This window comes from Dyadobacter sp. CY345 (assembly GCF_021502725.1).
Classification (GTDB): Bacteria; Bacteroidota; Bacteroidia; order Cytophagales; family Spirosomataceae; genus Dyadobacter.
The window spans coordinates 393,922-415,107 of record NZ_JAKFFS010000001.1; the positions used below are offsets into that span (position 1 = coordinate 393,922).

Here is a 21,186-nt window from a genome sequence, read left to right on the forward strand (position 1 = left end):
TCAATCTAAATTTTTTTAAATCCGATTAGTAAATTGTACTTTTGCTGATATATTGAGGTTTTGGAATAAATTGATGATGCAGAACTCCTTCACAGAAGAAAATTATTTGAAGATTATTCATGCTCTTTCAGGGCGTGAGGGGCTGGAAGTGAGCACAAACGCTTTGGCTGAAAGCACTTCTACGCGTGCTGCATCCGTGACTGATATGTTGCGGAAGCTGGCTGAGAAAGGATTGATACATTATAAAAAGTATCAGGGTGTGAGATTGACGGAAGCCGGCGAGAAAGTGGCTATCAATGTGATAAGAAAACACAGATTGTGGGAAGTTTTTCTTGTTGAAAAACTGGGGTTTGGCTGGGATGAAGTGCATGATATCGCCGAAGAGCTTGAACATATTCCTTCCGATCATTTGGTGGAACGTTTGGACGCATTCTTAGGTCATCCGCGTTTCGATCCGCATGGTGACCCGATTCCGGATGCGAAAGGGAATTTAACAGAACCTGATTATCTGGTTTTGACTGACGTCCAGATTGGAGAGAAAGTGCGAATGATGGGCGTACTCGATCATGCTCCTTCGTTTCTTCAGCATTTGGACCGGGCCGGAATTACGCTGGGTTCGGTAATAGAAATAACAGAAATTAACGAATATGATAAGTCTGCATCTGTACAGATTAATGAAAACCATACGTTGTTTATAAGTCTTGAGGTTTCCAAAAATTTATTAGTACAACGCCGATGAGACTTGCCAAGCCATGAGATTGAAAATATTAGATCGTTACCTGATCAAGAATTTCCTGATTACTTATTTTTTCGTTGCTTTTGTGATCGTGCTGATCATTTGTATGATCGACTATACCGAAAAGGTTGACGATTTTCTTGAAAAAAAGGCGCCTTTAAACGAAATTCTGGTTGATTACTATCTCAATCTGATACCTTACTGGATAAATTATATCAGCCCGCTGATGGTATTTATCGCAACCGTTTTCTTCACTTCGCGGATTGCAGCAAGGACTGAAATTGTAGCAATGCTGAGCAGCGGTATAAGTTTCGGAAGAATTCTTCTCCCGTACCTTGTCGGTGCGACGATCCTCGGTTGTGTTACTTTTGTTCAGGTTGGATGGATTTTACCCAAGGCGAATAAGATCAGAAACACTTTCGAAAAAACGTATGTGAAAGCTGAATTCACGTTTGGAGGCCGTAACGTGCATATTACCATTGCACCTGATGTTTACGCATATCTGGAAAGTTATAACAACGCCACGAAGACAGGGAATAAATTCACCATGGAAACAATCAAGGGTAATCAGCTTATCCAGAAACTTTCCGCAGATAAGATTGTTTGGCAACCCAAAAAGCAAAAGTGGGCGTTGCAGAATATTCAGGTACGCACAATTGACAGTTTGAGTGAAAAACTGAGTTACCCAAAAGATATTGATACTACAATCAATCTTTTTCCAAAGGATTTTGAAAGTAATTATAACCTTTACGAAACGTTCACGCTTCCGGAACTTAACACCTATATTGACCTCCTGAAAAGCCGTGGCGCCGATGGTTTGGAAGTTTACATGATCGAAAAATATGTACGTTTCACGCAGCCTTTCGCCATTTTAATCCTTACTTCTATCGGTGTAATCGTTTCAGCAAGAAAAAGCAGACGCGGTGTCGGATGGCAAATTGCCCTTGGGTTTATGCTTGCCTTTATATATATCCTGTTTTTTCTTTTGTCAAAAGGAGTCGCAGAGGCGGGGACGGTTAGTACGCTGTTTGCGGTATGGTTGCCCAATATGGTTTTCTCTTTTATCGGGTTACTGCTTTACAAAACATTGCCGCGCTAACGTATCCCAATTGTAAATTTTGGCCGTGGAATCCAGAAAGAATTCTCAAAAATGGCCGGAAACTATTTAATTAACATATTACGACTAATTTTGTCGCGTCAACAAAACACTTAACATGAATCCATCTCGTCTGCTTTTAGTAGTACCATGTTACAACGAGGAAGCGATTTTGAATCTTACCTATTCAACGCTGAAAACCTATTATGCTGGTATTAAAAAACGGGGACTTATTGCTGCGGATAGCAAAATCTGTTTTGTAAATGATGGCAGCCGGGATAAAACCTGGGATATTATTGAAGATTTATGCCAGCAGGACGACACGATTATCGGCGTAAAATTGTCGAGAAATTTCGGCCACCAAAGTGCGATTATGGCTGGCCTTGAAAAACATATAGATAATTTTGATTGCTTCATTACAATTGATGCGGATTTGCAGGATGATATCAATGCAATAACTTCCATGATCGAAAAACACCGCGAAGGAGCCATGGTCGTTTATGGAGTGCGCGGCGACAGAAGTTCAGATAGTTGGTTTAAGCGGTTTTCAGCCGAAGGTTTTTATGTATTGATGCAGAAAATGGGTGTTCCGGTAGTTTTCAATCATGCAGATTTCCGTCTGATGGACCGCCGCGTTCTTCAGGAACTTGGCAATTTTAAGGAGATTAATATGTTTCTGCGGGGCATTGTTCCACTTGTCGGTTTCCGGAACGATAAGGTGATTTACAATCGTCTGGAACGTGTGGCCGGCGAAACTAAATATCCATTAAATAAAATGCTGCTTTTCGCCTGGAATGGGATTACTTCTTTCTCAACTTTCCCGATGCGACTAGTGCTTTATTTTGGCTTTTTCAATTTCATGGTCGCGATGGTGATCGTGGCTTACATATTTTTTTCATTTTTAATTGGACATACCGTTCCGGGTTGGACGTCAACGATGCTTCCGCTTACTTTTTTCAGTGGATCCAATATGATGGCGCTGGGACTGATCGGCGAGTATATCGGTAAAATTTACGAAGAGGTAAAGGGCCGTCCACGTTACATTATTGAAAAAACAGTTAATGAATAGATTTTATAAGAAATACCGCACCGTTGGCAATTCTATAAACATGCTGCTTTTATTAAGCGTGCTCTTGCCTTTGCTTGCACTTTCCTATTTCAACCATCCTTCGCCGGCCGACGATTATTGTTATATTGATACGGTCTTCAAGTATAGCTGGCTGGAAGCTATGAATTTTTACTATTCAGGTTGGACGGGACGCTATTTTGGAATTTTTCTCAACCATTCCAATCCACTTTTATTTCATTCCATTATTGGCTTTAAGGTATTGCCGGTTATATTATTTGCCGGTTTAATTTTTGCATTGTATAATTTATTCAGGCATCTCACACCCACACTTTCCCGCGCCGCCCACCTCGGATTTGCAGGGATCGTCTTTTTTCTTTACATCTTGAAAATGGCGAGTATTGTGGAAGGTTTCTACTGGATGGCATCGTTCGTAACTTACACGGTTCCCAACATCATGACGCTTTTGTGGGTTTCCGTAGTTTTAGACTGGTATCGTCAAGATACGAAAAAAACGCTGCTCGCTGTTTTAGCAAATTTTTTCGTGTTTGCCGTTATCGGATGCAGTGAAACCAACCTGCTCATCATGATTGTGCTGATAGCTGCATTATGCTTTTACCGACTTGTTTTCCATAGGAAGATTGACGGTTTGATGATCAGTATGCTCGTCGTGGCTGCAATATCCTGTTATTTCTTTTTTATGGCGCCCGGCAATCAGGCGCGTCTGGACGGAAATCCGTTAAGCCGGAATTTTACATTTTCGCTGATCTCATCGTTCAAATATCTCGCCGTTTCAAGTTTTAGCTGGATTTTTAAAACGCCACTTCTGATTTTTTCACTGGCCTGGTTAATTGTACTTTCCAAAATATCTGTCGGCGCAAGGAAATATTTTTCAATGCCCGTCTGGTTTGCTGTTTTACTTTATATCGGTGTATTGTCAGCCCAGATTTTTCCATCTTATTATGGAATCGGAATTGATCCTTCGGCCCGGGCAATTAACTGTGTTTATCTTTTTTTTCTGATAGGCTGGTTTTATGTGGTAGGAGTGATTTTTCATTATTGCAACAGAAAATACTCGGGTCAGTTTCCGCTGTCATTTCTTCGATATGGTGTTTTGTATTCGCTGTTAGTCGTATCTATTGCGTTTTCTTTCTTCCGAAGTGCCAATGTGAAAATGATCTATACCGATCTACTGAAAGGAAAGGCTGCTGCATTTAGCAGGGAGACGGAGGAACGGTATGCGCTGATCAAGAATTCAAAAGACGCCATCGTGTATTTGCCACCGATAAAAACACGTCCATTATCACTTTATTTTGACGATATTCAGGAAAACAAGCAGTTTTTGTGGAATAAATGTATGGCGGGATATTTTGGAAAAGAAGCTATAATTATGGTTGATAAACATGAATAATAGTCTCGAAAAAGAAATTCCGCTTCCGGTTCGATATCTTCTCGGTTTATTGCCGTTGGGTGTTATTGTGATATTTTATTATCTCTGCATCCGGTACAGTATCAATATTCCCTGGTTTGATGATATAGAAAACATTCCTTATTTCCTTGTCAACTGGATCGAGGCGCCTTCGCTGATCGAAAAATGGCAGACAATTATTTTTCCAAATAACGAACATCGAGTACTTGCAGCCCGTCTGATTGTTTTAGGACAATATCTGGTCACCAATAAACTGAATTTTAAAAATCTTGCATTTTGCGGAAATCTAAGTGTTCTCGTTTTGTTCGGATTCATCACGTACAGTTATCTGCGGCAAAGCGGAAAATGGTTTCTGGCAGTTCCAATCGCTTTTTTTATTTTCAACTTCCAATCCTACGCAGGTACCTTCATGACAATCATGTCATTGCAGTACCAAATGGTAATTTTGCTTTCCGTTGCGAGTTTATATTTTCTTGCTAAAAGAAGGACGTGGCCATTTTTTCTTGCTATTTTCCTGGCTTATGTCGATACGTTCAGTATGGGAAACGGGATGATGGTATGGCCATCGGGTTTGGTACTTTTATTGTTCCAGGCACGTTGGCGTGACACTTTTATATGGTCAGTTTCCGGTGTGGCTGCTATTTATCTGTATTTCCATGGTTATGATTTTGTTCAGGGAAATGATAAGGCTTTCGATTATATTCTTCAATATCCTTTCCGCACATTCATTGCGTTTTTCACCATGCTCGGCGGAGATTTTGATGTAATTGCCAATGCTGGTTTTTCAAAAAGAATGATCATCCCGACGCTGGCTGGATTTGGTTTATTTACGGTTTTTGTAATCTGGCTCATCGGGATATTGTCCACTTCGCCGTTCTGGGGAAGGTGGATTCCTGAAAATCTCGCGAAACGGTTTAATAACTTACCAAAACTGCAAAACGATAACAACCGCTGGAATGCTTTCTGGCTGGGAACTTTGGTATATGTCCTGATCAGCATGATTCTCGTAGTTGTTTTTCGGACACGTTTTGATCCACATATCATTTTATGGAGCACTTACAAAATGTATCCGGCCGTAATGACCTCGGTAATTTATATTTTGGTTATTCAGTCTTTTACAGGCAGAATAAAACTTCTCGCTTTCGGTTCCTCCCTGGTTGTTTCGATAATTGTCTGGGCTTCAACGCTTTTTAATTATATTCCGATTGTTGAAGAAACTGCTGTGGCAAGAACTGCTTTTGCATTTAATCAAAAAAGAAATGGAATCGGACTGGGAGCTACGAAGAATAATCCTTTTGAAACGATGCTTGCGACGACTTTGCTGAAAGTTGATAAAATGAGAATTTATTCGCTCCCAAAGCCATTGATCCATGCCGATGAAGATAAATTAACGCTGAAAGATTCTGCTTTAACTGCTTCGACCAAGGTTACAGTAAATGAACTGTCTCCCGACGTTTTGAGCATAACGCAGGAAAAATCAGCCGCTGCCGGCGAAAGAAATTATGCAATTCTGGAATCAAAAGATAATCTGTATCTCTTTTCATTTCCATTGAACAACTCCGGAGCGATTGGCCCGAAAGGAACAATCCGGGCCGGAGAATATGAGGTCGGTGTCTGGACCGTATCGAAAGAAGGTACGAAGATTTTTAAAACCGATCAGAAAGTAATTATTCAATAACACTATGCGCGTTCGTTACTGATGCTTTTTAATTCTATACAGTTTCTTGTCTTTTTTATTGTCGTCACGCTGGCTTATTTCAGCCTTTCCTGGCGTGGGCGATGGATTCTTCTGCTTGCAGCGAGCTGTTATTTTTACATGGTTTTCAAACCGGTCTTTATTCTGATCCTGTTTGGAACCATTGTGATCGATTATTATGCCGGAATCTGGATTGCGCAGACACAGGACCAGAAAAGAAAAAAGCTGTTACTGATCATCAGTCTCATTTCAAACGTTGGGATTCTGTGCTTTTTTAAATATTACAATTTCCTCGAAGATTCTGTAAACCAAGTCCTGCAAAGTATAGGTTTCAGGCCAATGGTTCCACATTTGGAAAGGGTTATCCCTCAGCCCATATTGGTGTGGATGGTCGATAAGGCTAATCATATTTTGTTGCCGATCGGATTGTCGTTTCATACTTTTCAGGCGATGAGTTATACCATCGAAGTCTATCGTGGAAATCAGAAACCGGAGAGGCATTTCGGGATTTACGCGCTGTATGTCATGTTTTATCCGCAGCTTGTTGCAGGTCCTATCGAACGTCCGCAAAATATGCTTTTCCAGTTTCATTCTTATTTCAAGTATGATTTTGAAAATGTGAAATCCGGATTGATGCAAATGGCTTTTGGTTTTTTTAAGAAAATCGTCATTTCTGACCGTTTGTCGCAAGTTGTTGATCATGCCTACCTAGTGCCCTCGGAACAGAACGGATTGACGTTGGTTACGGCCATGGTTTTTTATTCTTTTCAGATTTACTGCGATTTTTCCGGTTATTCAGATATCGCGATAGGAGCAGCGCGTGTCATGGGTTTTACTTTGATGGATAATTTCCGTTCACCGTATGAGTCAAAATCTGTGGCTGAATTCTGGGGCAGATGGCATATTTCATTGTCAACCTGGTTTCGGGATTACCTCTATATTCCTCTGGGTGGTAACCGCAAAGGAGAACTGAAAAGATATCGAAACCAGTTTATTGTTTTTCTGGTCAGCGGTTTGTGGCATGGGGCGTCTTGGCAGTTTGTAATTTGGGGCGGTCTGCATGGTTCTTACCAGGTTACAGCAGCGCTGCGGGATAAGTGGTTGAAAAAAGCAGGGATTGTAATTCCTGATAATGCCATAATTCGACTGTTTAATATTCTGGCCACTTTCAGCCTTGTAACCTTGGCCTGGGTATTTTTCAGAAATAATATTACTAAGTCGGTAACGATTCTGAAAAAACTGCCAACTATATCGCTGAGCGATAAAATAAACACGCCGCTGAATCAAGTCGAAATGTGGTTTTGCGTTTTTCTGATCGCTTTTTTATTGATTAAGGAACGTTATTACCAAAACATTCCAACAAAAAATACAGCTGCCTTTTTTGTTCTTTTTATCACCATTGCATTCGCGACATACTTTTTGGGTGTATTTATAACCAATCAGTTTATCTACTTCCAGTTCTGATTCCGGTGATTAAAATGTTTTATTTCCAAAATTAACTTTGGATATAAAACTTGTCGTAAATCAGTTCTGCCATCCTGACAGAAAAATCTGCAAGCACTATTTTTTTAGATATTCTATTACAAAATCAACCATAACGTCGCATCGCGACAGCTTTATATATGTACGAAGTTACATCTGACAACAGATTAAGAAAACTGATTATTGTAGGAGACCGGGTTCTTATCAAACCAAAAAGTCCTACCGATCGAACAAACAGCGGTTTATACCTGCCGCCGACAGTTACTGAAAAAGAACAGGTTCAAAGTGGCTATGTTATCAAAGTTGGTCCTGGTTATCCAATTCCTTCCGCTTCGGAAGATGAGCCATGGAAAGAATCAGAAGAAAAGCTGAAATATATGCCTTTGCAGGCCAAAGAAGGAGATATTGCCATCTATCTGCAACGCAATGCGATTGATCTTGAATATGATGGAGAAAAATATGTCATCGTGCCGCAGGCTTCTATTCTGATGCTTGACCGTTCCGAAGATTTGTTTGAATAATAATTTCCGCCTGCTGAAATAAACCTTAAATTTAAGGATGATTATAGTATTCATTCAAAAACAAACTATTGTATGAAGTATAAGTTTTTAGGAAATACCGGCGTCCTCGTTTCAGAGCTTTGCTTTGGGACAATGACTTTCGGTGGAGATGGATACTGGGAGGCAATCGGAAAGCTTCAGCAGGAAGAAGGAAATGCTTTGGTAAAGACGGCTTTTGACAGCGGCATAAATTTCTTTGATACAGCAAATGTTTATTCGTATGGTAAATCGGAAGAGATACTCGGGAAAGCATTTAAAGATTTGGGTATAAGCAGGAGTGAGGTCGTTGTGGCTACAAAAGCGAGAGGTAGAATGGCTCCTGGTGCAAATCAGATCGGTCTTTCGAGATTGCATATTATGGATTCGGTTGAGGATAGTTTGCGCAGGTTGGGAACGGACCATATCGATTTATTTTATATCCACGGCGTGGACGCTCACACTTCGCTTGAAGAAACCATGCGTGGTTTGGAAGACATTGTGCGTTCAGGAAAAGTCCGGTATCTGGGTGTAAGCAATCACGCAGCCTGGCAGATTATGAAAGCGAATGGAATTGCTGAGAAAAATGGCTGGACGAAATTTGTTGCCTGTCAGCATTATTATTCAATCGCCGGGCGCGATCTGGAACGCGAATTAATCCCCATGATGGAAGACCAGAATCTTGCATTAATGCCATGGAGCCCCTTGGCGGGAGGATTTCTTTCTGGAAAATATACACGGAATAACGAAACTTCTGGTGATAATCGCAGAGACAATTTTGATTTCCCACCCATTGATAAGGAAAAAGCTTACGATATCATCGAAGTAATTCAGCCCATTGCAGAAGCGCACGGCGTGTCTGTTGCGCAAATTGCATTGGCTTGGTTGCTGAATCAGAAAAGTGTGACGAGTGTGATCATTGGAGCTAAAAAGCCAGAGCAATTAAAGGATAATATTGCTGCAACATCAGTCTCCTTATCGCAATCCGATCTTGCGCAGCTTTATGAGATCAGTTTGTTGAATACGGAATATCCGCAATGGATGTTTGAGCGTCAGGGAAGAGACAGAGTTCCGCAATAAATAATAGAATTATGAAAAGTGAAAGCAGCTGGCAATCTGGCTGCTTTCACTTTTTTATCACCACCAAATCCATCAATAATGATTTATTTTTTATGGTCGCTCCTGAATTTGGGAGCACTTATCTGGTTCCTTTTTATATCGTTCAGCGTTTTAAAGACCGTCCGTGAAAATATGGGAATCCTATCAGCGGTGATTTTTATAGTTTGCTGTTTGTCGTTTATTAAGTTCTCAGTGTCGAATAAGCAATCTGAAATGGCAAAAGATCCTGAGGCAAAGGATCAGGTGATCGTAATGCAAAACTTAAAAAATGAGATGTTTTTTAATCTGGATCTGCTGTATGATAATAGCAATGATACTTTGAAAACGGATGGCTCGTACGGCACAACAATAAAATCAGGTTTTGTGATCGGACACGAATGGTTTCCGACACGTACAAAAGTTTTTCTTAAAGATGGATCCAAACACTTCGAGGCTGATGGAATACACGAATGGAGATTTTTAGGACTTACCTTACACAGTGCACCCGAAACCTACACGGGAACGATTGATATCAAATAATTTCTTCTGCACGGAATTGGTCGCGGAACCGAGTACCTTTGTGTTATGTCAAATCAAGAAAATTTAGAAGCCACGCTTTCGGCCTTAGGAATTGCTGCGTTGAATGAAATGCAGCTGGAAGCAAACACCGCCATTCAGGAGAACACGGAAATATTGTTATTATCACCAACAGGTTCAGGCAAAACACTTGCGTTTTTGTTGCCTTTACTATCGATTTTTCAAAAAGATGTAGAGGAAGTACAGGCCATCATCATTGTCCCGACACGTGAATTAGCTTTGCAAATTGAAACGGTCTGGAGGAAAATGTCAACAGGGTGGAAGGTAACATGCTGTTATGGCGGGCACGATATGCAAACGGAGATCAGAAGTTTGAGTGAAGCTCCGGCGCTGATCGTCGGCACGCCTGGCCGACTTATGGATCACATTTTCCGCAAGACTTTTACAACCAGAAAAATTGCCACGCTTATTCTTGACGAATTTGATAAGTCGCTTGAGCTGGGTTTTCAGGACGAGATGACCGAGATCATGGGTAACCTGCGAGGTCTCAAAAAGACGATTCTTGTTTCCGCCACTGCCGGGACAAAAGTGCCGGCTTTCACCCGTGTAAAAAATCCTGTCGAGCTGGATTATATAGAAGATAAAAAGCAAAATAGCAGATTATCGGTTAAACTTGTTTTATCAGAAAAAAAGGACAAAACCGAGAAACTGGTTCAACTTCTGAGTTTTCTGGGTTCGGAATCCACGTTGATTTTCTGTAACCAAAGAGAAAGTGTTGAGAAAATAAGCGCAATCCTGAAAGAGGAAGGTATTGACTGCGCATACTTCCATGGCAAGCTGGAACAGGAACAAAGAGAACGCACACTAATTCGGTTTAGGAATGGTTCTGTCTTGTATCTTGCTGCGACGGATTTGGCTGCCAGAGGTCTTGATATACCTGATATGAAGCATGTTATACATTTTGAACTGCCTATGCGCGGTGATGAGTTTACACATCGCAATGGCCGGACAGCCCGGATGTTATCAGAAGGAACAGCCTATATTTTGTTAAACGCTGACGAGGTTTTGCCAAATTATATCGAGCGAAAACCACCTGTTCTTGATCTTCCTGCTAAATTATCTTTGCCAGCTCCATCGGATTGGACGACGATTTATATCAGTGGAGGTAAAAAGAATAAATTAAACAAAATGGATATTGTTGGTTTTCTTTTGCAAAAAGGGAAACTAGAAAAACAGGATCTTGGTCTAATTGAAGTAAAGGATAATATTTCTTTTGCAGCTGTGAGAAAAACTCAGGTCAAGTCGATGCTTGGACTTATTTCGGACGAAAAAATGAAAGGAAAGAAATTTAAGATTGAGGTTGCGAGATAAAATATAGCAATTATAAAAAAAGCGGCTAATATCCATTCGAGGATGTTAGCCGCTTTTTCGAGTAAATAAATCTGAATTTATCATAGAGATAATAACCAGAGATACCAATGCACAAAAAAAGCCTGCTACTCGGTAACAGGCTTTCCAAATGATATTATGATTAAACTTAGATAACTTTAACGTTAACCGCGTTTAGACCTTTTTTGCCATTTTCTACTTCGTAAGACACTTTGTCATTTTCACGGATATCGTCTTGAAGACCTGAAACGTGAACGAAAATGTCTTGGTCTCCATTAGATGGAGAAATGAAACCAAATCCTTTGGAATCATTGAAAAATTTTACTGTACCTTCTGCCATTAGTATTGTTCTTATATATTTTGAAGACCAAATATACGAACGTCTTTTGGATATGCAAGAATAATGGTGCTAATAATTTAGAAAAATTAAGGACTAATTATCTTGCAAAGAATTTGGTAAGGTGCCAAAACAGTCTCCAAACACAAATAAAGCTCGGTTTTACATAGATTTTTGACAGAAAATATTTTTTCAGTTCTGTAAACATTTCTTCTGTTTCTTTGTTTTCTTTTTGAGTTATCCATCACATGCATGCCCGTTTTAAACAGTAATTCTTACAGTCCTCCGTTTTGGCTTCCCAATGGCCATTTACAAACCATATATCCTGCGCTGTTCAGAATTATAAATGAAGTAAAGTATCAACGTGAACGTATAATAACACCAGATGATGATTTTATTGATCTCGATTGGTCCTTGTCAGACGCAGCTATATATAATAAGGAAGAGAAAAATAAATTGGTAATTCTCTCCCATGGATTGGAGGGTGATACGTCTCGACAGTATATATTGGGAATGGTACGTTTGTTAAATGCGGAAGGGTATGATTGTCTTGCCTGGAATTTTCGCAGTTGCAGTGGTGAAATGAATCAGACGTCAAGATTTTATCACAGTGGCGCTACGGAAGATCTGGATATGGTTGTGCAGCGGGCAATTCGTAAAGGATATAATAATATTCAGCTTGTCGGGTTTAGTCTTGGTGGAAATCTTACGCTGAAATATTTGGGCGAGCAGGGAAATGATATAAATGAAAAAATAAAAAAATCAGTCGTTTTTAGTGTTCCGATGAATTTGAAGGCATGCAGTCTTGCAATAATTAAATCTGAAAACAGAATTTATCAGTCACGGTTTCTTAAAACTTTAAAGCCAAAAGTTGATCTAAAAGCAGTCACTTTTCCAAAAGAGATCAACCCGGCTGATTTCAAATTTGTCAATACCTTATATGATTTCGACCATATATTTACGGCACCGCTGCATGGATTTAATAGTGCTGACCACTATTATGAATCGTGCAGTTCGATGTTTTTTGTGAAGGACATTGCGATTCCTACATTAATCGTAAATGCAGCAAATGATCCGATCGTACCGATTGACAGTCTGCCGGTTGATGTTATTGACAAACTTGATAATGTATTGTTGGAGATAACTTCTTCGGGCGGGCATTGCGGTTTTCGGCCAGCAAAACTTTCCAATGGTATTTACTGGTCAGAATCCAGAGCTCTGGAATTTCTTAGTTTCAAATAGATGTAAATGAATAAATTATGTTAATTCAGCGTTCCTGAAAATACCGATTTTTAACATTGACATAAGGTTTTTATTCCGACCTTTGCCGCGAATTTTAATTGATGATTTTCGGTTTAATAGATCAAACACACATAAAAAAAATATTAAAAAGCGTCAGATGAACATTTTTTTAGGGTCATAGAAAACAGATTCGTAATTTTGTGCAAAAATTGGGATTCAACCAAAAAATATACCGTCTGAACGTTTACATTTTAATTTGATACTTATCCAGTTATCTCCCGCTTCATGCCGACATTAACACTCAATCCCCCGCATATCATTATCGATTTCGACAGTACGTTTACGAAAGTAGAAGGACTTGACGAACTGGCTGCCATCGCTTTAACCGGGCATCCGCAACGCGAAAGAATTGTTCAGGAAATCGTTGACCTGACGAACAAGGGAATGAATGGCGACATGTCTTTTGCAGAAGGACTTCGTCAGCGTATTGACCTTTTGAAAGCCAGCCGCGCCAACATTGAAGAACTGGTTTCTTTCTTGAAAACCAAGGTTTCGGATTCTTTTAAAAGAAACAAACAGTTTTTAACTGAAAATGCGGATCATATTTTTATCGTTTCCAGTGGATTTAAGGAGTTTATCGTTCCCGTTGTAACCGACTTTGGTCTTCGTGCTGATCATGTTTATGCGAATGAATTCCGTTTTGATGAAGAAGGAAATATTATTGGTATCGATGAAGAAAATGTGTTATCGACCGACGGAGGAAAAATTAAATTGCTCGCTTCGCTGAAACTTGAAGGTGATGTGTATGCCATAGGTGACGGGTATACGGATTACCAGATCAAGGAAGCTGGTTTTGCAAACCGTTTCTATGCTTTTACTGAAAATGTTGAGCGTGCGAAAGTTGTTGCTGTGGCCGACCACATTGCTACTTCTTTCGACGACTTTTTATATGATAATAAATTAAGCCGAAGCCAGTCATATCCAAAAAGCAGAATCAAAGTTCTTCTATTGGAAAATGTCCATCCAGTTGCTTTGCGTGCTTTTGAAGAGCAGGGTTTTAATGTTGAATTTGTAAAAGGTGCGCTTGACGAAGATGAACTTTGCGAGCGTATTAAAGACGTATCGATTATAGGTATCCGTTCAAAAACCAACATAACGAAACGTGTTCTTGAAAATGCCAATCGTCTGATGGCAATCGGTGCTTTTTGTATTGGAACAAACCAGATTGATTTGGAAGCTGCTGCTGAGCGCGGAATCGCCGTTTTCAATGCGCCTTACAGTAATACCCGTTCTGTTGTAGAACTTGCTATTGGTGAAATGATTGTTTTGATCCGTAATGTTGTTACGAAAAGCAACCAAATGCATCAGGGAATCTGGGATAAATCTGCGAATGGAAGTTTTGAAGTTCGTGGTAAAAAATTAGGGATGGTAGGTTACGGAAGTATCGGAACTCAGCTTTCTGTTGTGGCTGAGGCTTTGGGTATGGAAGTATATTTTTATGATGGTATCGAAAAACTTTCATTAGGAAATGCACGTAAAGCAAACTCTCTGGAAGAACTTCTTTCGATTGCTGATGTGGTTAGTATGCACGTAGATGGCCGGAAGGAAAATACAAACCTGATCGGAAAACGTGAATTTGATTTGATGAAGGATGGTGTCATTTTTATGAACCTTTCCCGCGGACATGTTGTCGATATCGAAGCTTTGGCTGATGCTGTGAAAAGCGGAAAAGTAGCCGGCGCAAGCGTTGACGTTTTTCCGAAAGAACCAAAAACAAACGATGAGTCTTTTGAAAGTGCATTGCGTGGTTTGCCTAATGTGATCCTGACTCCGCATATTGGAGGAAGCACAGAAGAGGCCCAGGAAAATATCGGGCATTTTGTCCCTTCCAAATTATTGGAATATATGAATAATGGTAGTTCTTATGGAAGCGTTAACTTCCCTGAGGTGCAGTTGCCAAAACTGAAAGACTCTCACCGTTTGTTGCATATTCACGCAAACGTGCCTGGTGTTCTTGCGAAACTGAACAATATCTTCGCGAAAAATAATATCAATATCACAGGGCAGTATTTAAAAACCAGTGAGAAAATTGGTTACGTAATCGTTGATATCGCCAAAGGATATACAGAGGAATTTATTCAGGAAGTGAAAGAAGTGGAAGGTACGATTCGTTTCAGAATGTTGTACTAGGGAAGTGTCAGGGATTGTCAATTATAGTTAGCGCTCGGCGATAATTGACAACCTCTGACAACACCTGACCACAAATGACCATCCCTGACAACGCCTTTCAAGATTAACTGTCCCCATTTATAGCTATATAAAAAATGTCACTAACTTTTTTTACACCAGGCCCGGCACAGCTTTATCCGACATTTGAACAGTATTTGCAGACTTTCGTAAGCGGGCAGTTGGGGTCGATTTCGCATCGGAGCCAGCAATACCGTGACCTGCATAAATTTACAGTGCAGCAGGTTCGGACACTTTTGAATGTTCCGGAAACGCATGCTATTTTGTTCCTTGGATCTGCCTCAGAAGCTTGGGAACGCATTTTATTCAGCTGCGTGGAACTGGAAAGTTTCCATCTTGTGAATGGCTCGTTCTCAAAAAAATTCCATGATTATTCCCAGGGTTTGTGCAAATATGCGCATGTTCAGGAAAAACCTATGGGTGAAGGTTTCAGTGCTTCGGAGGTAATTGTGCCCGAGTATGCTGAGCTGATCTGTGCAACACATAATGAAACAAGTTCAGGCGTTCAAATGCCTGTTTCGGAAATTCATAAGCTGAAACAAAAGTATCCGGACAAGTTAATTGCGGTTGATATTGTGTCTTCAGCGCCTTATCCTGAATTGGATTTTAACCTGATTGATACTGCTTTCTTTTCGGTTCAGAAAGCTTTTGGTCTTCCGGCTGGGCTAGGCGTTTGGATTGTGAATGAAAAATGTCTTCAAAAGGCAGAATATATTCGTCACCAGTATTCCATCGGCGCGCATAACGATTTGCCAACACTTTGGAAGAATGCTCTGAATAATGAAACACCTGCGACTCCGAACGTGATGGGTATTTATTTATTGGGAAAAATTGCCGAAGATTTTAATAAGATCGGTGTAAAAGTAATGCGTAAGGAAACGGAGCAAAAAGCAGAACTTATTTATAAATTCATTGAAAGTACAAGCGGATTTTCTCCTTTTGTTACTGAGAAAAAGTATCGCTCACAAACTGTTGTCGTGGCAAATACAGAGGCTCCATCCGCTGAAATTATCAAGGCCATCAAAGAAAAAGGCATGGTTATTGGCAGCGGTTATGGTAAATATAAAGAATCACAATTACGTATTGCCAATTTCCCGGCGACCTCTTTGGAACAAGTCCAGTCGTTACTTCACGAATTGAAGGCGCTTTAAAAAATTTCTATAACCTATTGCAGGCACGAAATCGATCATCGGTTTTGTGCCTTTTTATTTATTGTTAACAAAAGATAATGGTACTATTTATGTGATGAACAGTATACAAAAGGTCAATACGTACTTTCCTTAACCGAACCTTTAATTTTCACATGATGAAAGATCAGCAAAAAACGCCTGAAGACTCTTCTCGACGGGAATTTATCAAAACATCTTCATTGGCAGCTTCTGCCTTTTTTATTGTGCCGAGGCATGTATTGGGAAAAGGCTTTGTCGCTCCAAGTGACAAGCTGAATATCGCAGGAATAGGTGTAGGAGGGAAAGGAAAAAGCGATCTGGCAAATTTCGCTAAAAGCCCGAACGTTAATATTGTTGCGCTTTGTGACGTTGATGATCGCCAGGCGGTCGTATCAAGAACCAACTTTCCAAACGCCAAATATTATAAGGATTTCAGGGATATGCTGAAAAAAGAAGACAAAGGTATCGACGCCGTCTCAATTTCTACTCCGGATAACACACACGCGGTGGCGACTTTGGCTGCTATGCAGATGGGAAAACACGTTTACACACAAAAACCACTGACCCATGACATTTATGAAGCCCGGATTTTAGGTCAGGCTGCAAAAAAATATAAAGTAATAACCCAGATGGGAAATCAAGGCGGCTCCGGAAACGGTGTGCGCCGGATGAAGGAAATTTATGACTCTGGGGTTATCGGTAAGGTGGACCGGGTTATTTGCTGGACGAACAGACCGGTTTGGCCGCAAGCTGTTCCGACAGACAATGTTGATCCGATTCCAAAGGAACTTGACTTTGATCTGTGGCTTGGTCCCTCGCCAAAAGTAGGTTATAATAAAGCATATCTTCCCTGGAACTGGCGCGGCTGGTGGCCTTATGGAACCGGGGCACTAGGTGATATGGCCTGTCATATTATGGATCCTGTTTACAGAATTCTGCCAATTTTATATCCTGTTTCTGTTGAATGCAGCGTTGCCAATACCTGGACTTTTACGTTGCGGGAAAAAGATCATAACCCGGATTGGACACCTTTTTCGACATCAATTCACCTGGATTATCCAAGAAATGACGGGAAAGGAAATATTAAAGTGAGCTGGTATGACGGAGGTATTTTACCTGAACTTCCTGCTGAATTACAACCGGGAGAAATGTTTGGGAACTCGGATGGCGGCGTTCTTTTTATTGGTAAAAAAGGAAAACTGATGGCCGATTGTTATGGCGCAAATCCGAGATTATTGCCTTTGAAGAAAAACGAGACGCTGAAAGTAAAGGAGACGATCAAACGGGTGCCGAATGAAGATCATTATCTGAACTGGGTCGATGCGTGCATAGCAGGGTATGGAAAAGGTGAAACAAGTTCGCCATTTGAGTATGCTGCTCCATTTACAGAAAGTATACTGATCGGAAATCTGGCGCTGAGAAGTTGGATGTTACGCGACAATCCAACGGCTCTGAAAACAGTTGACAAATATAATGGCCGGAAAAAACTGGAATGGGATGCCGTAAATATGAAAGTAACAAACTACGATCTGGCGAATCAGTTTGTAAAAAGAGAATATAGAGAAGGCTGGGAATTGGTGTTGTAAAAAGTAGAATTTTTTTGATCCGGGAAATCTCAATGGTTGGGGTTTTCCGGATTTTTTGGTTAGAACTTTTCTAAAAATACAGATGCATTAAAAATCGGTATATTCCGGAATGGATGGAGTGAAAGCAGATCAGAATCACCAGTAATAATACAAGCTGCATGACAGGATATGGCTAGTTCCAAAAATATATCATCCTTTGGATCTCGGCATTCTCTAATTACGGTGTCGATCGTTACTTTTTTAAAGCGATTCAGAAAACGTTCCGCAATAATCTCCCGCGTGGAAACAGATATGTATTTATCAAATTTTGGCCTAAAAAGCACATGCTGAAATTCCTGCCATGTGAATTCTGAATATACAATTATTCCTAAACCCTCAGCTTTGATAATTGCTTCGGCATTTTTTGAAAAAGGAGATAATGCTGCGCTGATTAGGGTGTTCGTATCGAATACAAAGTTATCCCTCATTCAGTATTTGTTCTAATATTTCGTCACTGAAACCTTTCTGCTCAGCCTCTAACCTTACTTTTTTTAACAATGGCCATAGAGTGTCTTCTTCTTTTTCAAGAATTATCTTTAACAATTCGTCTACTTCCTTCTCAATGCGCTGTTTAATTTCAGGGTTGGTATAACGCCATTTTTTTGCGGTGTCGTCGTTAACTTCAAATTCTATCCTTTCCATGTGAAAGTCAATTAATTGTGGTTTTAGACAAATATACAAAAAATGGCTCTTTATTTGTTTTCCTGATGGATGTCGTTTTCTAAATCAGCTCAAATTTCTAATTACGAAAATGGAATCTCAATTCATTGCATTATATATAATTCCCACAATGAGTATTGTTTCAAGTATAACTAGCTTTATTCTTATTAAAGGAAAAAAGCCGCAATGAGATCAGTTTTAATATCTTCATTATGGACTAGCGGTTCTGCAAATTACAACACACTTTTAACTTTCCGTTTCCAACAATAAGCTTAAAACGGGAAGTAGGTACAGGTGGAAGTTTGGGACATAGCCGCCCACGGGGAATTTTCAAAATTACCTGGCAGGATTATTATTAGAAGAGGAATTTATGAAAAGATTACAAATAAAAGTACTGACTTTATTCATAGTCATTTCCGGAAATGTTTCTGCGCAAACTGTTGACTTAAAAGAAAAGACGGAAAACGCAAAGACGAGTGTTATCACATATCGTAACCCTGTTTTTGAGCCAATTCTTGCTGACCCGACAGTTGTAAAATCTGATGACGGCTGGTTTTATGCATACGGAACACAAGACAATTGGGGTGATGGGAATCCCGCTCATTTGGTCGCCATCGTTCGTTCCAAAAATCTGGTAGACTGGTCTAACGTAAAAGATGCATTTCTTTCCAAGCCAAACTGGAAGGATAAAGGCGGAATTTGGGCGCCAGATGTAGTAAGAGTAAATGAGAAATACTATATGTATTACGCGTTTTCAACTTGGGGAGATCCTGATCCGGGAATCGGACTCGCAATTGCAGACGGACCAGCCGGGCCTTTTATCGATCAGGGGAAGCTGTTTTCAAGTAAAGAAATAAATGTACCCAATTCTATTGATCCGTTTTATTTTGAAGTTCAGGGTAAAAAATATCTTTTCTGGGGAAGTTTCAGCGATGCGGAGACACAGGGAACTTATGGCATTGAATTATCGAATGACGGAAAATCTGTACCGGATCTGAGCAAAAAAATAAAAATAGCAGCCGGAGATTTCGAAGCGGTTATGATCCATAAACGAGAGGGTTACTACTACTTTTTTGGGTCAAAGGAAAGTTGCTGTGAAGCGGCCGACAGCAAGTACAATGTCCGTGTCGGAAGATCAAAAAATCTTTTTGGGCCTTATATTGATAGAGATGGAAAAGATCTGCGGGAAAGAAAGGCGGGTTCAGTACTTATTCACCGCACTGAAAAAATCGCGGGGCCAGGGCATAATTCCAGATTGATAACAGATTCAAAAGGAAACGACTGGATGTTGTATCACGCAATAGATGTCAAAAATCCAAAGGTGTCTACCGGAGCAAACCGGAGATTTTTAATGCTGGATAAAGTCGGCTGGAAAGATGGATGGCCGGAAATTTTGAATGCAGAACCAAGTATGGATGAGCAGGAAGCTCCTTTTTTCAAATAACACAAGTTTCACGCAAAGTAGGGAAGTTAATATTTAGTTCGCAAAGACAAAACTTAGCGTTCTTTGCACTTGTCTTCCCTTCTTTGCGTGAAAAAAACAAAGCTTAACTTTAAATCTTAATTAATGAAATATTTAAAAACGACAGTCTGGGCCTTACTTATCGGCCTTTCCTTCCAAAACTGCGCAAAAAAAGCTGAGGACAAAAAGGAAGAAACAAGCACAGAAGAGAAAACAGCAGCCAGAGAAATCTGGACGAAAGAGCAGGCGAAAGATTGGTATGGTAAACAGGAATGGATCGTGGGTGCCGATTTTTTACCGAGCACCGCCATCAACCAGCTTGAAATGTTTCAGGAGGCCTCGTTTGACACCGCTACCATAAATAAAGAATTAGGCTGGGCCGAAGGTATCGGGATGAACACGATGCGCGTATACCTGCATGATCTTTTATGGCAGCAGGACTCAACAGGATTCTTAAAGCGTCTGGATACTTTCCTTGCCATTGCCGACAAGCACAAAATTAAACCTGTTTTAGTACTTTTTGATTCTTGCTGGGATCCTTTTCCAAAATTAGGAACGCAGCGCGCACCAAAACCAGGCGTTCATAATTCGGGTTGGGTACAAAGTCCGGGCTACGATGCCTTGAAGGACAGTACGCAGTATCCGCGCCTGGAACGTTATGTAAAAGGAGTTGTTAGAAAATTCGCCGATGATGATCGCGTACTTGCATGGGATATCTGGAATGAACCTGATAATACGAATAACAGTTCTTACGGAAAAGTGGAGCTTCCAAATAAGGTTGATTATGTGTTGCCTTTGATGAAAAAATCTTTTGCCTGGGCAAGAACTGAAAATCCTGAACAGCCTCTGACTGCCGGAATCTGGGCGGGAGACTGGACCTCATACGAAACGTTGAAACCAATTGAAAAGGCAAGTATCGACGAGTCGGATGTGATCTCGTTCCATAATTATGACAGCGCGCAGGAATTTGAAAAACGTATCAAGCAATTGCAGCAATATGATCGTCCGATGATTTGTACGGAGTATATGTCGCGTGGAAACGGAAGTTTTTTTGAAGGATCTTTGCCGATTGCGAAAAAATATAATGTTGGAGCGATCAACTGGGGATTAGTGGATGGGAAATCACAGACGATTTATCCGTGGGACAGCTGGAAGAAAACCTATACCAGCGAACCGTCACTTTGGTTTCATGACATCTTCAGAAAAGACGGAACGCCATACAAACAGGCAGAAGTTGATCTGATTAAAAAACTGACGGCACGTAAGTAATTGATTGGAAAAATAGTCCCGGAACGGTTTCTTAACTGTTCCGGGATTTTTTGTAGAAGATATAAAAGATTTTCCCGCACAGTTTACTATTATATTTGAGAAGAAAAATT

The 21,186-nt window shown here is 40.3% G+C and carries 20 protein-coding genes; 17 read left to right on the forward strand and 3 right to left on the reverse strand.

The window, feature by feature from the left end; all coding sequences use genetic code 11:
* Nucleotides 1–76: 76 nt before the first annotated feature.
* The 11 genes from L0657_RS01795 to L0657_RS01845 all read left to right on the forward strand — a co-directional run bounded on the left by L0657_RS01795 (nt 77) and on the right by L0657_RS01845 (nt 11,047).
* Complete coding sequence (locus L0657_RS01795) at nt 77–739, forward strand: metal-dependent transcriptional regulator (protein ID WP_235150414.1); 663 nt, start codon at nt 77–79, stop codon at nt 737–739.
* A 19-nt stretch (nt 740–758) separates the two neighbouring features.
* Nucleotides 759–1,835: an LptF/LptG family permease gene (locus L0657_RS01800; RefSeq protein WP_235150415.1), complete on the forward strand. Its 1,077-nt coding sequence runs from the start codon at nt 759–761 to the stop codon at nt 1,833–1,835.
* A 115-nt stretch (nt 1,836–1,950) separates the two neighbouring features.
* Complete coding sequence (locus L0657_RS01805; RefSeq protein ID WP_235148686.1) at nt 1,951–2,901, forward strand: glycosyltransferase family 2 protein; 951 nt, start codon at nt 1,951–1,953, stop codon at nt 2,899–2,901.
* Entirely contained in the window at nt 2,894–4,309 is a 1,416-nt protein-coding gene (locus L0657_RS01810) for a DUF6056 family protein (RefSeq protein ID WP_235148687.1), read from the forward strand. The genes L0657_RS01805 and L0657_RS01810 overlap by 8 nt, the downstream gene beginning before the upstream one ends.
* The gene (locus L0657_RS01815; protein WP_235148688.1) at nt 4,302–6,005 is read left to right on the forward strand and encodes a hypothetical protein; all 1,704 of its coding nucleotides are present in this window, start codon (nt 4,302–4,304) and stop codon (nt 6,003–6,005) included. The genes L0657_RS01810 and L0657_RS01815 overlap by 8 nt, the downstream gene beginning before the upstream one ends.
* Nucleotides 6,006–6,026: 21 nt before the next feature.
* Nucleotides 6,027–7,487: an MBOAT family protein gene (locus L0657_RS01820; RefSeq protein WP_235148689.1), complete on the forward strand. Its 1,461-nt coding sequence runs from the start codon at nt 6,027–6,029 to the stop codon at nt 7,485–7,487.
* A gap of 158 nt (nt 7,488–7,645) precedes the next feature.
* The gene (locus L0657_RS01825) at nt 7,646–8,026 is read left to right on the forward strand and encodes a co-chaperone GroES family protein (RefSeq protein ID WP_235148690.1); all 381 of its coding nucleotides are present in this window, start codon (nt 7,646–7,648) and stop codon (nt 8,024–8,026) included.
* A 72-nt stretch (nt 8,027–8,098) separates the two neighbouring features.
* Complete coding sequence (locus tag L0657_RS01830) at nt 8,099–9,121, forward strand: aldo/keto reductase (RefSeq protein ID WP_235148691.1); 1,023 nt, start codon at nt 8,099–8,101, stop codon at nt 9,119–9,121.
* An 11-nt stretch (nt 9,122–9,132) separates the two neighbouring features.
* Nucleotides 9,133–9,288: a hypothetical protein gene (locus L0657_RS01835; RefSeq protein ID WP_235148692.1), complete on the forward strand. Its 156-nt coding sequence runs from the start codon at nt 9,133–9,135 to the stop codon at nt 9,286–9,288.
* A gap of 4 nt (nt 9,289–9,292) precedes the next feature.
* Nucleotides 9,293–9,679 (forward strand): hypothetical protein, encoded by a 387-nt coding sequence (locus L0657_RS01840; protein ID WP_235148693.1) that lies wholly within the window; start codon nt 9,293–9,295, stop codon nt 9,677–9,679.
* 45 nt (nt 9,680–9,724) lie between these two features.
* On the forward strand, nt 9,725–11,047 hold the full coding sequence (locus L0657_RS01845) for a DEAD/DEAH box helicase (protein ID WP_235148694.1): 1,323 nt from the start codon (nt 9,725–9,727) through the stop codon (nt 11,045–11,047).
* Between the two features lie 166 nt (nt 11,048–11,213).
* Here the strand turns inward: L0657_RS01845 and L0657_RS01850 are convergent, their stop codons facing one another.
* Complete coding sequence (locus L0657_RS01850) at nt 11,214–11,405, reverse strand: cold-shock protein (protein ID WP_090339609.1); 192 nt, start codon at nt 11,403–11,405, stop codon at nt 11,214–11,216.
* 249 nt (nt 11,406–11,654) lie between these two features.
* Between L0657_RS01850 and L0657_RS01855 the strand changes: the two genes are divergently transcribed.
* The 4 genes from L0657_RS01855 (at nt 11,655) to L0657_RS01870 (ending at nt 17,646) form a co-directional block, all read left to right on the forward strand.
* On the forward strand, nt 11,655–12,644 hold the full coding sequence (locus L0657_RS01855) for a YheT family hydrolase (RefSeq protein WP_235148695.1): 990 nt from the start codon (nt 11,655–11,657) through the stop codon (nt 12,642–12,644).
* A gap of 285 nt (nt 12,645–12,929) precedes the next feature.
* Nucleotides 12,930–14,834: a phosphoglycerate dehydrogenase gene (serA, locus tag L0657_RS01860; RefSeq protein WP_235148696.1), complete on the forward strand. Its 1,905-nt coding sequence runs from the start codon at nt 12,930–12,932 to the stop codon at nt 14,832–14,834.
* Nucleotides 14,835–14,968: 134 nt separating this feature from the next.
* A complete protein-coding gene (locus tag L0657_RS01865) occupies nt 14,969–16,042 on the forward strand; it encodes an aminotransferase class V-fold PLP-dependent enzyme (RefSeq protein ID WP_235148697.1) in 1,074 nt (357 codons plus the stop codon).
* A gap of 155 nt (nt 16,043–16,197) precedes the next feature.
* Nucleotides 16,198–17,646, forward strand: a complete 1,449-nt coding sequence (locus L0657_RS01870) for a Gfo/Idh/MocA family protein (protein ID WP_235150416.1) — start codon at nt 16,198–16,200, stop codon at nt 17,644–17,646.
* A gap of 59 nt (nt 17,647–17,705) precedes the next feature.
* On the opposite strand, the gene L0657_RS01875 is transcribed toward L0657_RS01870, so the two are convergent.
* Both L0657_RS01875 and L0657_RS01880 read right to left on the reverse strand, forming a co-directional pair.
* Nucleotides 17,706–18,113 carry a putative toxin-antitoxin system toxin component, PIN family gene (locus L0657_RS01875; protein ID WP_235148698.1) on the reverse strand — a complete coding sequence of 136 codons (408 nt, stop codon included), beginning with the start codon at nt 18,111–18,113 and terminating at the stop codon, nt 17,706–17,708.
* Nucleotides 18,103–18,327 (reverse strand): hypothetical protein, encoded by a 225-nt coding sequence (locus tag L0657_RS01880; RefSeq protein ID WP_235148699.1) that lies wholly within the window; start codon nt 18,325–18,327, stop codon nt 18,103–18,105. The genes L0657_RS01875 and L0657_RS01880 overlap by 11 nt, the downstream gene beginning before the upstream one ends.
* A gap of 388 nt (nt 18,328–18,715) precedes the next feature.
* Between L0657_RS01880 and L0657_RS01885 the strand changes: the two genes are divergently transcribed.
* Both L0657_RS01885 and L0657_RS01890 read left to right on the forward strand, forming a co-directional pair.
* The gene (locus tag L0657_RS01885) at nt 18,716–19,789 is read left to right on the forward strand and encodes a family 43 glycosylhydrolase (protein WP_235148700.1); all 1,074 of its coding nucleotides are present in this window, start codon (nt 18,716–18,718) and stop codon (nt 19,787–19,789) included.
* A gap of 123 nt (nt 19,790–19,912) precedes the next feature.
* The gene (locus tag L0657_RS01890) at nt 19,913–21,076 is read left to right on the forward strand and encodes a cellulase family glycosylhydrolase (RefSeq protein WP_235148701.1); all 1,164 of its coding nucleotides are present in this window, start codon (nt 19,913–19,915) and stop codon (nt 21,074–21,076) included.
* Nucleotides 21,077–21,186 lie beyond the last annotated feature (110 nt).

Coding starts and splice junctions, on each gene's coding strand:
- serA (WP_235148696.1), top strand. CDS start 12,930: ATGCCGACATTAACACTCAATCCCCCGCATATCATTATCGATTTCGAC.
- L0657_RS01880 (WP_235148699.1), bottom strand. CDS start 18,327: ATGGAAAGGATAGAATTTGAAGTTAACGACGACACCGCAAAAAAATGG.
- L0657_RS01830 (WP_235148691.1), top strand. CDS start 8,099: ATGAAGTATAAGTTTTTAGGAAATACCGGCGTCCTCGTTTCAGAGCTT.
- L0657_RS01810 (WP_235148687.1), top strand. CDS start 2,894: ATGAATAGATTTTATAAGAAATACCGCACCGTTGGCAATTCTATAAAC.
- L0657_RS01825 (WP_235148690.1), top strand. CDS start 7,646: ATGTACGAAGTTACATCTGACAACAGATTAAGAAAACTGATTATTGTA.
- L0657_RS01835 (WP_235148692.1), top strand. CDS start 9,133: ATGAAAAGTGAAAGCAGCTGGCAATCTGGCTGCTTTCACTTTTTTATC.
- L0657_RS01850 (WP_090339609.1), bottom strand. CDS start 11,405: ATGGCAGAAGGTACAGTAAAATTTTTCAATGATTCCAAAGGATTTGGT.
- L0657_RS01820 (WP_235148689.1), top strand. CDS start 6,027: ATGCTTTTTAATTCTATACAGTTTCTTGTCTTTTTTATTGTCGTCACG.
- L0657_RS01855 (WP_235148695.1), top strand. CDS start 11,655: ATGCCCGTTTTAAACAGTAATTCTTACAGTCCTCCGTTTTGGCTTCCC.
- L0657_RS01865 (WP_235148697.1), top strand. CDS start 14,969: ATGTCACTAACTTTTTTTACACCAGGCCCGGCACAGCTTTATCCGACA.
- L0657_RS01885 (WP_235148700.1), top strand. CDS start 18,716: ATGAAAAGATTACAAATAAAAGTACTGACTTTATTCATAGTCATTTCC.
- L0657_RS01805 (WP_235148686.1), top strand. CDS start 1,951: ATGAATCCATCTCGTCTGCTTTTAGTAGTACCATGTTACAACGAGGAA.
- L0657_RS01845 (WP_235148694.1), top strand. CDS start 9,725: ATGTCAAATCAAGAAAATTTAGAAGCCACGCTTTCGGCCTTAGGAATT.
- L0657_RS01840 (WP_235148693.1), top strand. CDS start 9,293: ATGGGAATCCTATCAGCGGTGATTTTTATAGTTTGCTGTTTGTCGTTT.
- L0657_RS01815 (WP_235148688.1), top strand. CDS start 4,302: ATGAATAATAGTCTCGAAAAAGAAATTCCGCTTCCGGTTCGATATCTT.
- L0657_RS01870 (WP_235150416.1), top strand. CDS start 16,198: ATGAAAGATCAGCAAAAAACGCCTGAAGACTCTTCTCGACGGGAATTT.
- L0657_RS01795 (WP_235150414.1), top strand. CDS start 77: ATGCAGAACTCCTTCACAGAAGAAAATTATTTGAAGATTATTCATGCT.
- L0657_RS01875 (WP_235148698.1), bottom strand. CDS start 18,113: ATGAGGGATAACTTTGTATTCGATACGAACACCCTAATCAGCGCAGCA.
- L0657_RS01890 (WP_235148701.1), top strand. CDS start 19,913: ATGAAATATTTAAAAACGACAGTCTGGGCCTTACTTATCGGCCTTTCC.